This window comes from Novosphingobium sp. BL-A-41-Hi4B-X5A (assembly GCF_055521705.1).
The window spans coordinates 2,413,349-2,426,323 of record NZ_CM145500.1 but is presented as its reverse complement, the minus strand read 5'-3'; the positions used below and the strand labels follow the sequence as shown (position 1 = coordinate 2,426,323).

15 protein-coding genes are annotated in these 12,975 nt (G+C 64.5%); 4 read left to right on the top strand and 11 right to left on the bottom strand.

Features of this window, described 5'->3' with window-relative positions; translation table 11 throughout:
* Window positions 1–5 precede the first annotated feature (5 nt).
* From ACZ1JY_RS11835 to ACZ1JY_RS11815, 5 genes are all read right to left on the bottom strand, one after another.
* On the bottom strand, window positions 6–350 hold the full coding sequence (locus ACZ1JY_RS11835; protein ID WP_465129398.1) for a hypothetical protein: 345 nt from the start codon (window positions 348–350) through the stop codon (window positions 6–8).
* Between the two features lie 60 nt (window positions 351–410).
* Window positions 411–1,406 carry a right-handed parallel beta-helix repeat-containing protein gene (locus tag ACZ1JY_RS11830; protein WP_465129397.1) on the bottom strand — a complete coding sequence of 332 codons (996 nt, stop codon included), beginning with the start codon at window positions 1,404–1,406 and terminating at the stop codon, window positions 411–413.
* 111 nt (window positions 1,407–1,517) lie between these two features.
* Window positions 1,518–1,820 (bottom strand): hypothetical protein, encoded by a 303-nt coding sequence (locus ACZ1JY_RS11825; RefSeq protein WP_465129396.1) that lies wholly within the window; start codon window positions 1,818–1,820, stop codon window positions 1,518–1,520.
* The gene (locus tag ACZ1JY_RS11820; protein WP_084279467.1) at window positions 1,813–2,025 is read right to left on the bottom strand and encodes a type II toxin-antitoxin system antitoxin; all 213 of its coding nucleotides are present in this window, start codon (window positions 2,023–2,025) and stop codon (window positions 1,813–1,815) included. Before ACZ1JY_RS11820 ends, ACZ1JY_RS11825 begins: the two co-directional genes overlap by 8 nt.
* 12 nt (window positions 2,026–2,037) lie before the next feature.
* Window positions 2,038–2,946, bottom strand: a complete 909-nt coding sequence (locus ACZ1JY_RS11815) for an SPFH domain-containing protein (protein WP_168903879.1) — start codon at window positions 2,944–2,946, stop codon at window positions 2,038–2,040.
* A 404-nt stretch (window positions 2,947–3,350) separates the two neighbouring features.
* Between ACZ1JY_RS11815 and ACZ1JY_RS11810 the strand changes: the two genes are divergently transcribed.
* Both ACZ1JY_RS11810 and ACZ1JY_RS11805 read left to right on the top strand, forming a co-directional pair.
* Window positions 3,351–3,524 (top strand): DUF465 domain-containing protein, encoded by a 174-nt coding sequence (locus tag ACZ1JY_RS11810; RefSeq protein WP_465129395.1) that lies wholly within the window; start codon window positions 3,351–3,353, stop codon window positions 3,522–3,524.
* A gap of 62 nt (window positions 3,525–3,586) precedes the next feature.
* On the top strand, window positions 3,587–4,600 hold the full coding sequence (locus ACZ1JY_RS11805) for a TerC family protein (protein ID WP_465129394.1): 1,014 nt from the start codon (window positions 3,587–3,589) through the stop codon (window positions 4,598–4,600).
* A gap of 42 nt (window positions 4,601–4,642) precedes the next feature.
* On the opposite strand, the gene recQ is transcribed toward ACZ1JY_RS11805, so the two are convergent.
* From recQ to ACZ1JY_RS11785, 4 genes are read right to left on the bottom strand one after another with little or no spacing between them, the layout of a single operon-like run.
* Entirely contained in the window at window positions 4,643–6,442 is a 1,800-nt protein-coding gene (recQ, locus tag ACZ1JY_RS11800) for a DNA helicase RecQ (RefSeq protein ID WP_465129393.1), read from the bottom strand.
* A 53-nt stretch (window positions 6,443–6,495) separates the two neighbouring features.
* Window positions 6,496–6,951, bottom strand: coding sequence for a nuclear transport factor 2 family protein (locus tag ACZ1JY_RS11795; protein WP_465129392.1), 456 nt, complete (start codon window positions 6,949–6,951; stop codon window positions 6,496–6,498).
* Window positions 6,952–7,009: 58 nt separating this feature from the next.
* The gene (locus ACZ1JY_RS11790; RefSeq protein WP_465129391.1) at window positions 7,010–7,525 is read right to left on the bottom strand and encodes a hypothetical protein; all 516 of its coding nucleotides are present in this window, start codon (window positions 7,523–7,525) and stop codon (window positions 7,010–7,012) included.
* Between the two features lie 24 nt (window positions 7,526–7,549).
* Window positions 7,550–8,743 carry a cation:proton antiporter gene (locus tag ACZ1JY_RS11785; RefSeq protein WP_465130905.1) on the bottom strand — a complete coding sequence of 398 codons (1,194 nt, stop codon included), beginning with the start codon at window positions 8,741–8,743 and terminating at the stop codon, window positions 7,550–7,552.
* A 114-nt stretch (window positions 8,744–8,857) separates the two neighbouring features.
* Between ACZ1JY_RS11785 and ACZ1JY_RS11780 the strand changes: the two genes are divergently transcribed.
* A complete protein-coding gene (locus tag ACZ1JY_RS11780; RefSeq protein ID WP_465129390.1) occupies window positions 8,858–9,154 on the top strand; it encodes a hypothetical protein in 297 nt (98 codons plus the stop codon).
* A 127-nt stretch (window positions 9,155–9,281) separates the two neighbouring features.
* Window positions 9,282–9,554, top strand: a complete 273-nt coding sequence (locus ACZ1JY_RS11775; protein WP_465129389.1) for a hypothetical protein — start codon at window positions 9,282–9,284, stop codon at window positions 9,552–9,554.
* Between the two features lie 117 nt (window positions 9,555–9,671).
* Here the strand turns inward: ACZ1JY_RS11775 and ACZ1JY_RS11770 are convergent, their stop codons facing one another.
* Complete coding sequence (locus ACZ1JY_RS11770) at window positions 9,672–9,998, bottom strand: hypothetical protein (protein WP_465129388.1); 327 nt, start codon at window positions 9,996–9,998, stop codon at window positions 9,672–9,674.
* Window positions 9,999–10,239: 241 nt separating this feature from the next.
* Complete coding sequence (gene metH, locus ACZ1JY_RS11765; RefSeq protein WP_465129387.1) at window positions 10,240–12,876, bottom strand: methionine synthase; 2,637 nt, start codon at window positions 12,874–12,876, stop codon at window positions 10,240–10,242.
* Window positions 12,877–12,975: the final 99 nt, after the last annotated feature.

The window sequence follows — 12,975 nt, the reverse complement described above, 5'->3', positions numbered from 1 at the left end:
CAAGGTCAGGAACGTGGTGGTGCTCTTGGTGCTGGCAGCAGCGAAAGCGGCTGCGGCGCAGGCGGTGCGGTTTGCGGGGGCCAGAAACCCTCGGGCTGGAACAGCGCGGGCGCTGCCGGTTCGGGTGCGAGAGCAAGCGGCGGCGGCGGTGCCATCGGCAGGGCAACACGTTGAATTTGGGCGCGATTGGCCGGGGCGACCGCCGTGTCCACCGTCGCCGCACTGAAGGCCGAGCCGTGACGCACGGTCACGGGTGCCTCGAACGGGGCAATTGCGTGGGTCAGGACGGTAAGGGCAAGAAGGAGCGCCCAGAGCCGCCCGCCCAGCTTCAGGAGCGGTGAATGCAACATTCCAACTCCAGATAGACACTCGGGGGCAGAGCGACAACTCCACCCAAACTCGGCGGAACTCTAGCGGGACTCGAAGCGGCTGAGGCCCGCCCCGAGGGCGTTGGCGCCGAGCGCCAGTTTGTCGCCCGACCAGTCCGCGACGAATGCCGACGAACGATTTACTCCCGGCGCAAACCGCGCATCGTTTCCAACAATCGCAAGGCCGGTCGCCGGGTGCGTCTTGCCCTCGGCGGCGATCGCGATGAAGGCGCTGTAGTTTTCCTTGTCGAGGCCCTGGACGAAGACGTTGTCGGCGATGCGACCGGTGGCGCCAGCGGGCAAGTCGATCATGTAATTGGTTGTTTTTCCAGCGGTATCGTCAAAGCTCGACTGGATGACCTCGACGCGGCCCGCGCGGCTTTTCACATAGTGGCCGCCACGCCCAGCTTCGAAGCGGCTGCGGCGGATGGTGACGCTGCCGTAATCGCCGAAGTAGACCGAGTGGGCGCAGGACAATCCGCGGTCGCACCGGCCTAGCCGTGAAAAGGTCGACTTTTCAATGAGAACGGCACCCGCAGGATCGTCGGCGGAGAGAATGCCCTGCTCGCTGTCACGGAACCAGGACTGTCGCACGGTGAGGTTGCCGCGTTCAAGCCGGATTCCCGAGCCATTGGCATCGGGCACGCGGATGTTCTGGAAGATCAGGCCCTCGACCGTGGTGGAGCGGCCGCGTGCGACGATGGCGGCCTTGCCCTCGCAAGCCGCGCCATCGAACACCGTCTGGCCCGGGACTTGCGCGATGAAGCCGACGTCGCCTGCCTGCTGCACCGCGCAATCGCGATAGACGCCCGGTTCGATGCGGATCGTGCCGCTGCCTTCGCCGATGGCGTTCACCGCCTGCTGGAGCGCTGCGTAGCTGCGACCGGTCTCGACCACGGTGTAGGGCGAGCGCTGGCCCTGTGCGAAGAGCGCGGTGGCCGGAATCGTTGCGACAACCGCTATTCCCAGCAGGAAGACGGCAAGGCGCTGGCCACGGTGGCGGCGCTCTCTGGAGGCGAACGGGTTCATCATGCGCATATCTGGTCCCCGGCGTTTTCATGAACCGGGGTAGCGCGGAATGATTGACAGGCCCTTATGTTCCGTTGGGAACCGCGGGCCTGTCCGAAGTCACAGGGGCAATCTGCCCGATCAATCGCTCTTGCCCCAGCGCCACTTCCAGCCACCGCGCGTGCGCCTGGCCGAGATCGAGAAGACGACCGCCGTAGCGACGACGAACAACGCAAAGCCAAGCGTGCGAAGGCGTCCGTCGCCGCTGTCGTCGAGCCACTTTACCAGCGGCAGCAGTGCGACGTAGCCGACGATCAGCGCCCAACCCTGCCAGCGGATCGGCAGGCCGGAGCCGAGCCCGAAGCGCTTGGGGGCGAACCAGGCGCCGTCATCGGCGGGCAATTCCGCCTTGGGCGGGCGGGTGGTGTAGCGAGGATCAACCATCACTGTTCTCCGTTTTTGCTGGCCTTCCGCGCTTCACGGGCTCGGCAGCGGCCAGCTTCACGCCGCGCCTGGTCAGGGCCTCGCGCAGCAGCACTTCGATCTGGGCGTTGGCTGAGCGCAAGTCGGCCGAGGCCGTGCGCTCGATCGCGGCGAACAGCGCCGGATCGATGCGCAATGGAAAGGCCTTCTTCGGACTTGGCGCCATGGCTCGCACGCCTTACTGGTAAAGCGTGCCGGTGTTGACGACCGGCTGGGTATCGCGCTCGCCACAGAGCACGACCATCAGGTTCGAGACCATCGCCGCGCGGCGCTCGTCATCGAGTTCGACCACGTTCTTTTCCGACAACTGGGTCAGCGCCATCTCGACCATCGAGACTGCGCCTTCGACCAGCTTCTTGCGCGCCGAGATCACGGCTTCGGCCTGCTGGCGGCGCAACATGGCGCCTGCGATTTCAGGCGCATAGGCAAGATGCGTGAGGCCGCATTCGTCAACCGTGATGCCCGCCAGAACCAGCCGCGCGTTGAGTTCGGTGCGCAGTTCGGCGTTGATCTGATCGTGGTGGCCGCGCAGCGTGACCTCGTGATGTTCGATATCGTCATAAGGGTAGCGCGAGCCGATCGAGCGCACCGCGCTTTCGATCTGGACGAAGACGAAGGCCTTGTAATCATCGACATCGAACAGCGCCTGCGCGGTATCGGACACGCGCCACACGACGTTGGCAGCGATCTCGATCGGGTTGCCGCGCAGGTCGTTGACCTTGAGCTTTTCCGAAACGACGTTGTTGGCGCGAACCGAGATCTTGGTCTTGGTCATCCACGGCCAGACCCAGCGCAGCCCGTGGTTGCGGTCCGTACCGCGATAGGAGCCGAACAGGTTGATCGCCGCGGCCTGGTTGGGCTGGATCATGTAGAAGCCCGAAGCGATGAACACGATTACGACCGGCAGCGCGGCGATCGTGGCGATGAAGCCGGGCACGGCATCTTCCGACGGGTTGCCGCTGGCAAAGCCCAGCACCCGTGCGCCGGTGAGGATCACCAGCACGACCATGAGGACCAACATGAGATAGCCACTGATCGACCAGGCGCCCCTTTCGGTGCTGGCAGAATGCGTCTTTGACTCGGACATCGGAGATTCCCCTTAAATCTGATATCAAATTAATATCAAATCTGGTTGCAGGTGCAAGCGGATTTGGAGAGAGGTTTATGCCGTGCCGCTTGCCCACCCCCGACCCCTCCCGCCTGCGGGAGGGGGGCGTTGCGTCCTGCAGGTCTGACGTGCGGCTGGATCCTTTACGCGCCCCCAGCACATCCCTCTTGCAATCCGGACCGAATCACTCCACATTATCTGAGCGGACCGGGCCCCTCTGGCGCGGCGTTCTGGCCATAGTGGCAGTTCGCTTCGTGATGTCGGACCGCATCGGGTAATGCCGATGCCATGCGGGTCCGGGTCTCTTTCCCCTCGTTTCGGACTTTGGCCTCGCGGGCTTCGGCATTCCCGATCGTAGCAATTGCTCGACTAGGGAGCTTTTCATGTCCGACCGTTACTTCCATCTCCTCGAACGTCACCAGAAGCTGGACGATGCGCTGCGCATCGCGCGCGATCCGCTCGACGTGCTACGTCTGCGCAGCCTCAAGAGCGCGGTGAAGGCCCGGCTTGCGGCCCTGTTCCTGCGCCGTCCAGAAGCCACTCTGGCAACAGTCTGAAATAGAGGAACGACCGCCGCGCCTTACGCATTAGGGGCGCGGCGGGGACTGGAGTCTGATTGATGGAATTCCTTTTTGCTGACTGGCTGGGCACGCCCGCCTGGTTCTGGCTGGCCTTCCTCGGCCTTGTCGTGGCGCTGACCGCGTTTGACCTTGGCGTCCTTCACAAGGAGGACAAGGCCATGGGCATCGGCGAATCGCTGAAGCTCACCGCGTTCTACATCACCATTGCGCTGCTGTTCGGCGCATGGGTCTGGGCCGAGAAGGGCGCGGACCTGGGGATGAAGTACTATACCGGCTTCTTCATCGAAAAGGCTCTGTCGATCGACAATGTCTTCGTGATCAGCCTGATCTTCACCTTCTTCGCCATTCCGCCCAAGTACCAGTACCGTGCCCTGTTGTGGGGCATCGTTGCCGTGATCTTCCTGCGGGGCGCGATGATCGCAGGGGGCGCCGCGCTGGTCGAGCAGGCCTATTGGGTGCTGTATATCTTCGCCGCCTTCCTGGTGTTCACCGGGATCAAGATGTTCTTCACCAACGACCACGATCCCGACATCGGCAACAACCCGGCGGTGCGCTGGATCAGCCGCCACATGCGCGTGACCAAGGAACTGCACGACCAGCACTTCTTCGTGAAGGTGCCGGACGAAAAGACCGGCAAGCTGGTCAAGGCTGCCACGCCGCTGTTCCTGGCGCTGGTGGTGATCAACCTTGCCGACCTGGTGTTCGCGGTGGATTCGGTGCCGGCGATCTTCGCGATCACGACCGACACCTTCATCGTCTACACCTCGAACATCATGGCGATCCTGGGCCTGCGCGCGCTGTATTTCGCGCTCGCAGCGATGATCGACCGCTTCGCCTACCTCAAGTATGCGCTGGCGGCGGTGCTGGTGTTCATCGGCTCGAAGATCTTCGTCTCGGACTTTCTGCTGGGCGGCGACAAGTTCCCGCCGGTGCTGAGCCTCGGCGTGACCTTCGCGTTGATCGCCGGTGGCGTGGCATACTCGCTGTGGAAGACGCGAGGGCAGCCCCTGCACGATCCGGCCGAACCGATTGCCTCGGGCACAATCAACTGAGCATGCCCCCTCCCCTTACCGGGAGGGGGTTTTGCTTTCAGCTCACCACTGCCGGATGACCTCGAGGAAACGGTCGCCATAGGCATCGAGCTTGCGGGTGCCGACGCCGCCGATCTGGCCGAGTTCGGAGAGGCTGGCGGGGCGGTTCGCGGCCATTTCGCGCAGCACCGAATCATGGAAGATCACGTAGGGCGGCACGCCGTTCTCGCGTGCGAGATCGCGGCGCAGGTTGCGCAGGGCATCAAACAGCGGATCGCCGACCGGGTTGAGCGCTCCGCCTGCACTGCCCCGGCGGCGGCTGGAGCGGCCTTCCTTTTTCGGCACGAGGACCAGAGGCACGTCCGCTTCGCCCTTGAGAATTGCGCGGGCGTCGCCGCCGAGGGCCAGGCCGCCATGTTCGGTGGCGACCAGCGCGCCTCTCGCCTGCAGGGCGCGCGCCAGGGGGCGCAGCAGCGGGGCTTCGTCAGCCGTGACGATGCCGAAGACCGAGAGCTGATCGTGTCCGCGCTGGGTCACGCGATCGTCGGCGACGCCGGTAAGCACCTTCTCGACATGGCCGAAGCCGAAGGACTGGCCGGTGCGGTAGACCGCCGAGAGCAGCTTGCGCGCGACTTCGGTGGCATCGGTGACGCGCGGAGCATCGAGGCAGTTGTCGCAATTGCCGCATGACGGCGGCGGGTTCTCGCCGAAGTGGCGCAGCAGCAGGGCGCGGCGGCAGTGCGGGGTTTCGACCAGCGAGGCGAGCGCATCGATGCGGGTGCGTTCGCCGGCGCGGCGGTGCTCTTCGACTTCGGCGAGGCGCTGGCGGGCCCGCACGAAGTCTTCTGCGCCCCACAGCATGACCGCCACCGAAGGATCGCCGTCGCGCCCGGCACGGCCGGTTTCCTGGTAATAGCTTTCGATCGATTTCGGGCAGGCGGCGTGGGCGACAAAGCGCACGTCAGGCTTGTCGATGCCCATGCCGAAGGCGACGGTGGCGACCATGACCATGTCTTCGGACGCGACGAAGCGGGCCTGGTTGTCGGCGCGGACCTGCGGATCGAGGCCGGCGTGATAGGGCAGGCATGGACGGCCGCTGGCCTGCAGCTGCTGGCTGAGCTTTTCGACCTGCGCGCGGGTGGGGGCATAGACGATGCCGGGGCCGGGGTTTTCGGCAATTACCGTCATCAACTGGCGCAAGGGGTTGTCGCGCGGGGTGATGGCGTAGCGGATGTTGGGCCGGTCAAAGCCGGCAACGATCAGGCCCTCATCGGGAATGCCGAGCTGGGCGAGGATGTCGGCACGGGTATGGCGGTCGGCGGTGGCCGTCAACGCAAGGCGGGGGACGTCCGGGAAGGCGTCCATCAGCGGGCGCAGCAGGCGGTAGTCGGGGCGGAAGTCGTGGCCCCATTCGGACACGCAGTGCGCCTCGTCGATGGCGAACATGGCGACGCGGCCGCGCGTCAGCATCTCGAGGAAGTGCGGCTGGCTGGCGCGTTCGGGGGCGACGTAGAGCAGGTCGAGGTCGCCTGCGAGGAAGCGGTCGATGGTCTGGCCCCGGTCCATGTCGACGCTGGTCAGCGTGGCGGCGCGGATGCCGTTGGCGGTGGCGCTGCGCAGCTGGTCATGCATCAGCGCGATCAGTGGGGAGACTACGACGCAGGTGCCAGGCAGCATGACGGCGGGGAGCTGATAGGTCAGCGACTTGCCCGCACCGGTGGGCATGACGGCGAGCGTCGAGCGGCCCTGCAGCACACGCTCGACCACGTCCTGTTGCACGCCGCGAAAGGCGTTGAAGCCGAATACGGCGTGGAGACGATCGAGGATTTCGGATTCCGGGAATACGGTGTCGGTAAGGCTCACGGCCCCGCTATGGCAGATCGCGTGCTGTCATTCCACGCCGGATGCGCCCGAAACTATTCGCCGACGATCACGTGCAGGCGGCTGATGCGGCTGGTGACGATCTTCCAGCCGTCTGCCTCCTTGCGGTAGGTTTCGTGGTAGTGGCCTATGCCGTGAAGGAAGGGCTTGCCATCGGCGTCCCAGATCTGGTCTTCCATGGCGATCACGCCGCGCGCCTCTGTTTCCGAAAGCAGCTCGATTTCGTGGCAGTGGCCGTGGTGGACGGTGCGCAGGGCGTCGACGGCGGCTTCGACGAAGGCGGCAATGGCGTCGCCGCCGGAGTGCGTCCAGTTCTCCGCGTCCTCGGCGGGTTCGATGGAGAGCGAGCAGGAGGCATCGAACACCGCATCGTCGGCAAAGACAGCACGCAGGCCGGTGTAGTCCTTGGTGTCCATGCAGCGGAAATAGCGCGCCTTTAGCTGCTTGATTTCCTCGATGGCGATCAGGCGGGTGACGGGATCGATGGACATGGCGGGCCTCTCCGGTGTTTTGCCGCAGGAGAGGGGAGAATGCGCGGACGCGCCACTCTTACTTGTGCGAGAGTTCCCTCGCCGAAAGATCGGCCAGCCACTGCGGGGGCTGCCCGGTGCGCGCCCAGTCTATGCCCCAGGCGAACGTGGCATAGAGCGCGGCGAGCGTGAGCAGGGCCATGAGGAACCAGTATCCCGGTCCATAGGCGGTGACATGCTGCGGATCATCGCGGCGGTACCAGATGCGGAACACGCTGGAGGGCTTCCACGACCGCTGCACCTGCCGACCGACCATGGCATGAACGCGGGTGCCGTCGGCCGTTTCGAAGACGACCTCGTCCTCGATCCAGCGCTTGCCCTCGCCATCGCGGATGTCGAAGCCGCGCAGGGTGCCGATCGATTGCTGCAGGTGGACGAAGTCGTCCAGCCGCTCGAGATCGCTGTAGCCGCCGCGCCAGACATGGGCGACGGCGACCTGCGAGCCAGTGAGCAGCGTGACGCCGCGGTACAGGCACCAGCACATGCCGAGCACGAGTGCGGCAACGCCAGCCATGAGAAGATCGACGGGTTCCATGCCGCCGATCCTATCGCGCAGGCGTTAATGGAGCGTTGGCTTGGCCAGCGCCTTCAGCCTGGGGGTGACCAGCGGAACGGTCAGCATCGTGCTCATCACAGCCATCAGCAGCAAGGCGGTGAAAGTCTCGTTGGTGACAATGCCCTTGTCGAGCAGGACGTTGACGAAGATGATCATGATCAGCGCCTTGGTCTGCAGCAGCCAGCCGATGATCGAAGCCTCGCCCTTGGCCCAGCCGAGCACGCGGCCGGCAATGCGCACGCCGACAAGCTTGCCGGTGACCGAGGCGACGAGGAACAGGAACGCTGCGCCGAACACGGCGAGGCCGCCGACATCCCACTTGGTGCGCAGGCCGGTCGAAAGGAAGAACACGGGCATTACGGCAAGCAGCAGGAACTGGCGGAAGCTGTCGAGCCGCTCACGCGTGAACCAGTGCGCATCGAGGACCGCACCGGCAAGGAACGCGCCGACCATGAAGTGCAGGCCGGACCAGTCTGCCGCGAAGCCGACCATGGCCAACCAGATCAGCGAGACGTACCAGCGATCGCTCTCGGGCAGGCGGCGGAACAGGGCCCGCACCGCCCAGGACGCCACGGCGAAGGCGACGAGGAAGATGCCCTGCCGGCCGACCCGCTCCCAATCGACCAGAATCAGCGCGAGGACGCCCCAGATCGCCACGTCATCAAGGCTGGCATAGCGCAGGATGCGCTGGCCCAAAGGCTCGCGGAAGATGCCCAGCTTTTCCATCAGGAGGACGAGAATGGGCAGCGCGGTGACGGCGCAGGCCATGCCGATGCCGAGGACGACTTGCGGGTAGTTGCCCTTGGGGCCGATCCAGCCCGGGGTCTGCAATAGTAGCGCAGCCGCGGCGGCGCCGAACACCAGCGGCGTCAAGAGAGCGCCTGCAGCGGTAATCGCGGTTTCGCGTCGGTTGGCCCAGGCGTCGCTGAGATCGAGTTCAAGCCCTGCCGCGAACACGAACATCATAACCGCCCACCAGGCGATGCCATTCAGCGAGCCGATCACCTGCGGATTGAAGACGAAGGCGTAATAGTCCGGGAAGGCTGCACCCAACACGCCGGGGCCAAGCAGGATGCCGCCGATGATCTGCACGACGACGAGCGGCGCCCAGTAGTCGGTGCGCAGGAGGCGCCAGACCAGGTAAGGGACGGCAAGGATGATCGTGAGCGCGATCAGGAACACTTCCGTCGTGCCCATCGCGGGCGCAGCTGCCGTCATCATCCATCCCCCGCGTTGCCATCGTCTATGCAAAGGTGCGACGGCTTGTTCAATTGATCTCAAAGGCCATATCCTGCGTGAAGGAGGCGGCCAATGACCTTTGACCTCGGCAAGGCCCTGTTGCGCAAGGAGGAATACGAATCCGCGCGGCTGACGGAGTTCGAGTTTGCCGAAATGGTGCGGGCGCTGAAGGCGTTGGCAGGGGAACTTGAAGCGCCGGTGGAGCCGATGCTGGGGGTGCTGGCCGAACGGGGACTCGGCCAAGCGCTCAGTCACCTCGCACAACTGGCCGGGCGTGACGTGGAAGCCGATTACCTGCGCTGCAGGGCAAGCGCGCAGGCCAGGCTGATCGACGAGCGCGGCGATCCCTCTCCGGTAAGACTCGGCTGACAGGAATCTTACCGCTTAACCATCGCGCGGCTCCGGCAAGATGCGCTGCCGTCAGTTAAGCGCAGGTTTGCCGAGGCCTGACAGCTTCTCTTCATGGCGGGTTGGTCCGCCGCGAGAGGAGAGTGGCATGGGCTTCGAAATGCGCGACAGCTTCGTTCGGCGCGAAGAATGCAAGGCGGCGTGGGAAAGCGAAGTGGAGTTCGCCGAGATGGCGCGCGTGCTGAAGGCATTGGCAGCCGAGCTGGGACAGGACACCGACGCCGCGCTGGGAGAACTCGCTGCCCATGGGCTGGGCGCAGCGCTGGGCGTGCTGGCGGGCCAAGCCGAGGTTTCGGGCGTGGAGGCCGATTATCTCAGGCGGCGGGCCATGTCGCGGGTGGAGGCGAGCCGGTTGCAGTAGGCCGGTCCCCACCGACCGCTCATGCTGAGCTTTTCGAAGCATCGCATGTTGCGCCTGCGTCCTTCGACAGACTCAGGACGAGCGGAAGGAGGGGACTGAGCGTCAACGTCAGGGCGATCAGTCGACAGACTCCAGCGCAATGCGCAGCGAGCCCTTCTTGTTGTAGAAATCGGTCGGGATGGCGAAGATTATCGCCGTCGCGGGACGGGCATATTGCGGTGGCGGAATTTCAATCTCGATGCCTTGCGGAAACCGGGCCATGGCCTCTGCCGCTGTGCCCTGCGGTGCGGCGGAACCGACACCTTTCAGCAAAACCTCAGTCGGCTTTTCCGGATCAACGGGGCCATACCGGAAATAGCAGTACCAGTATTCCTTCTTGGTTCTCGGATCGAACTTTGCCCACGCCGATGGTTGCTCGCCCTTGCCTTCATTCACGGGAAGCATGGTCACTCTCCATCTTCCGCCGGTCAGGGCGATTACCTGGCACGAATTGGATAGCGCAGCCTGTGGTGGCTTGGTGCCCGTGAGACTTGGCAGCGGTGAAAGTGTGAACTCGATTCGCATGGCCGTTGTTCCCCCGAACCCCGCACCATAGTGGAGCGAGATTTGGAGAGATCAACTGCCATTCGGGCCTCATGTCGCACTGGATCCCCGCCTTCGCCGGGATGACTAATCCAAGTTGCGATTAATCCAGATTGGGTCGCAGCCAGCGTTCCATGACCGGGAGGTCAAAGCCGCGACGGCCTGCATAGTCTTCAAGCTGATCGCGCCCGATGGTGGCGACGCCGAAGTACTGGCTTTCGGGGTGGGCAAAGTAGAAGCCCGAGACGGCCGCCGTTGGCAGCATGGCCTGCGATTCGGTCAAGGTGATGCCAGCAGTGGTCTGCGCATCGAGCAGGTCGAACAGGATCGGCTTGAGCGTGTGATCCGGACAGGCCGGATAGCCCGGCGCCGGGCGGATGCCGCGATACTGTTCGCGGATCAGCGCCTCGTTGATCAGCTGTTCGCCCGGCGCATAGGCCCAGAGCGTGGTGCGGACGTACTGGTGCAGGCGCTCGGCAAAGGCTTCAGCGAAGCGGTCGGCCAAGGCCTTGAGCAGAATGTCCGAATAGTCGTCGTTGTCCGCCTTGAAGCGGGCGAGGTGCTGGTCGATGCCGTGGATGCCCACGGCGAAGCCTCCGATCCAGTCGCCCGCCGGGTCGATGAAGTCAGCAAGGCAGAAGTTGGCGCGGCCACGGCTCTTGATGAACTGCTGGCGCAGGAACGGCAGGCGAACCGAAAACTCGTCGTCGTTCGGGTGCAGGATCACGTCATCGCCATGACGCGCACAGGGCCAGAACTGGGCGACGCCCTTGGCCGTCAGCCACTTCTCGGCGATGATCTTTTCCAGCATCGCGCGGGCATCGGCGTAGAGGCTGCGCGCGGATTCGCCGATGATCTCGTCCTCGAGGATCGCCGGGTACGTGCCGGCGAGTTCCCATGAGCGGAAGAACGGGGTCCAGTCGAAGCACTCGACCAGATCATTCAGGTCCCAGTCCTCGAAGACATGGCGACCGGGCTGTTCGGGCGGCGGGGCCTTTTCCGAGAAGTCGGGCGCGAAGGCATTGAGGCGGGCGTCTTCGAGGCTGAGCAGCTTGGATGCGCCCTTGCCCGCACGGGCATCGCGGACGTGCTGGTAATCGGCGGCAGTGGCCTTGATGAAGCCCTGTGCCTGCGTATCGGAGAGGAGCTGCGAAGCGACGCCAACCGCGCGGCTGGCGTCGAGCACGTGAACAACCGGGCCATCGTAGGCCGGATCGATGCGCAGCGCGGTGTGGACCTTGCTGGTCGTCGCCCCGCCGATCAGCAGCGGAATTGTCATCCCCGCGCGCTGCATTTCCTCGGCCACGGTGACCATTTCATCGAGCGAAGGCGTGATCAGGCCGGACAGGCCGATCATGTCGACCTGTTCCTTCTGCGCCACGTCGAGGATCGTGGCCCACGGCACCATCACGCCGAGGTCGATCACTTCATAACCATTGCACTGCAGGACCACGCCGACGATGTTCTTGCCGATATCGTGAACGTCGCCCTTGACGGTGGCCATGATGATCCGGCCCTTCGCCTTGGCGCCCTCTTCCTTCTCCGCTTCGATGAAGGGGATCAGGTGGGCGACGGCCTTCTTCATCACGCGGGCAGACTTGACCACCTGCGGCAGGAACATCTTGCCCGAACCGAACAGGTCGCCGACGGTGTTCATGCCTTCCATCAGCGGGCCTTCGATCACTTCGATCGGACGACCGCCCCGCGCGGCGATAGCAGCGCGGGCTTCCTCGGTGTCGTCGACAACGTAGGCGTCGATGCCCTTGACCAACGCGTGTTCAAGGCGGCGGACGACGTCCCAGCCGCGCCATTCCTCGGCTTCCTTCTCGGCGACCTTGTCCTTGCCCTTGAAGCTTTCGGCGAGTTCGATCAGGCGTTCGGTCGCGGTCTTGCCGTCATCGGCGGCAGGCTTGCGGTTGAGGACAACGTCCTCGCAGGCTTCGCGCAGCACCGGATCGATCTGGTCGTAGATATCAAGCTGGCCAGCGTTGACGATGGCCATGTCCATGCCCGCAGGGATCGCGTGGTAGAGGAACACCGAGTGCATCGCGCGGCGCACGATTTCGTTGCCGCGGAAGCTGAACGAGAGGTTGGAGAGGCCGCCCGAGATGTGGACGTGCGGGCAGCGCGCCTTGATCTCGCGCGTGGCCTCGATGAAATCGAGCCCGTAGTTGTCGTGCTCCTCGATGCCGGTGGCGACGGCAAAGACGTTGGGATCAAAGATGATGTCTTCGGGCGGGAAGCCGATGCCCGTGAGCAGCTTGTAGGCACGCTCGCAGATTTCGACCTTGCGATCCTTGGTATCGGCCTGGCCCTTTTCGTCGAAAGCCATGACGACGACGGCGGCGCCATAGTCCATGCACAGGCGGGCGTGGTGGAGGAAGGCGTCCTCGCCCTCCTTCATCGAGATCGAGTTGACGATCGGCTTGCCCGAAACGCACTTGAGGCCGGCTTCGATGACCTCCCACTTCGAGCTGTCGATCATCACCGGCACGCGGGCGATGTCGGGCTCGGCGGCGATCAGCTTGAGGAAGGTGGTCATCGCCTCAAGTGCGTCGAGCAGGCCCTCGTCCATGTTGACGTCGATCACCTGCGCGCCGTTCTCGACCTGCTGCCGCGCGACTTCGACCGCCTTGGTGTAATCGCCGGCGAGGATCAGCTTCTTGAACGCGGCAGAGCCGGTGACGTTGGTGCGTTCGCCAACGTTGACGAAGCGCGAGCCGGTAGGGGTATTGGTCATCTTCTACTCCCCCCTCCCGCAGGCGGGAGGGGTCGGGGGTGGGTTTTCTTCTTGGGAGTGAGCGCTTGACCGCTGCCCACCCCTAACCCCTCCCGCTTG

Excerpts from the sequence above, each read along its gene's own strand:
- ACZ1JY_RS11835 (WP_465129398.1), bottom strand. The coding sequence starts at position 350 with ATGTTGCATTCACCGCTCCTGAAGCTGGGCGGGCGGCTCTGGGCGCTC.
- ACZ1JY_RS11830 (WP_465129397.1), bottom strand. The coding sequence starts at position 1,406 with ATGCGCATGATGAACCCGTTCGCCTCCAGAGAGCGCCGCCACCGTGGC.
- ACZ1JY_RS11825 (WP_465129396.1), bottom strand. The coding sequence starts at position 1,820 with ATGGTTGATCCTCGCTACACCACCCGCCCGCCCAAGGCGGAATTGCCC.
- ACZ1JY_RS11820 (WP_084279467.1), bottom strand. The coding sequence starts at position 2,025 with ATGGCGCCAAGTCCGAAGAAGGCCTTTCCATTGCGCATCGATCCGGCG.
- ACZ1JY_RS11815 (WP_168903879.1), bottom strand. The coding sequence starts at position 2,946 with ATGTCCGAGTCAAAGACGCATTCTGCCAGCACCGAAAGGGGCGCCTGG.
- ACZ1JY_RS11810 (WP_465129395.1), top strand. The coding sequence starts at position 3,351 with ATGTCCGACCGTTACTTCCATCTCCTCGAACGTCACCAGAAGCTGGAC.
- ACZ1JY_RS11805 (WP_465129394.1), top strand. The coding sequence starts at position 3,587 with ATGGAATTCCTTTTTGCTGACTGGCTGGGCACGCCCGCCTGGTTCTGG.
- ACZ1JY_RS11795 (WP_465129392.1), bottom strand. The coding sequence starts at position 6,951 with ATGTCCATCGATCCCGTCACCCGCCTGATCGCCATCGAGGAAATCAAG.
- ACZ1JY_RS11790 (WP_465129391.1), bottom strand. The coding sequence starts at position 7,525 with ATGGAACCCGTCGATCTTCTCATGGCTGGCGTTGCCGCACTCGTGCTC.
- ACZ1JY_RS11785 (WP_465130905.1), bottom strand. The coding sequence starts at position 8,743 with ATGGGCACGACGGAAGTGTTCCTGATCGCGCTCACGATCATCCTTGCC.
- ACZ1JY_RS11780 (WP_465129390.1), top strand. The coding sequence starts at position 8,858 with ATGACCTTTGACCTCGGCAAGGCCCTGTTGCGCAAGGAGGAATACGAA.
- ACZ1JY_RS11775 (WP_465129389.1), top strand. The coding sequence starts at position 9,282 with ATGGGCTTCGAAATGCGCGACAGCTTCGTTCGGCGCGAAGAATGCAAG.
- ACZ1JY_RS11770 (WP_465129388.1), bottom strand. The coding sequence starts at position 9,998 with ATGCTTCCCGTGAATGAAGGCAAGGGCGAGCAACCATCGGCGTGGGCA.
- metH (WP_465129387.1), bottom strand. The coding sequence starts at position 12,876 with ATGACCAATACCCCTACCGGCTCGCGCTTCGTCAACGTTGGCGAACGC.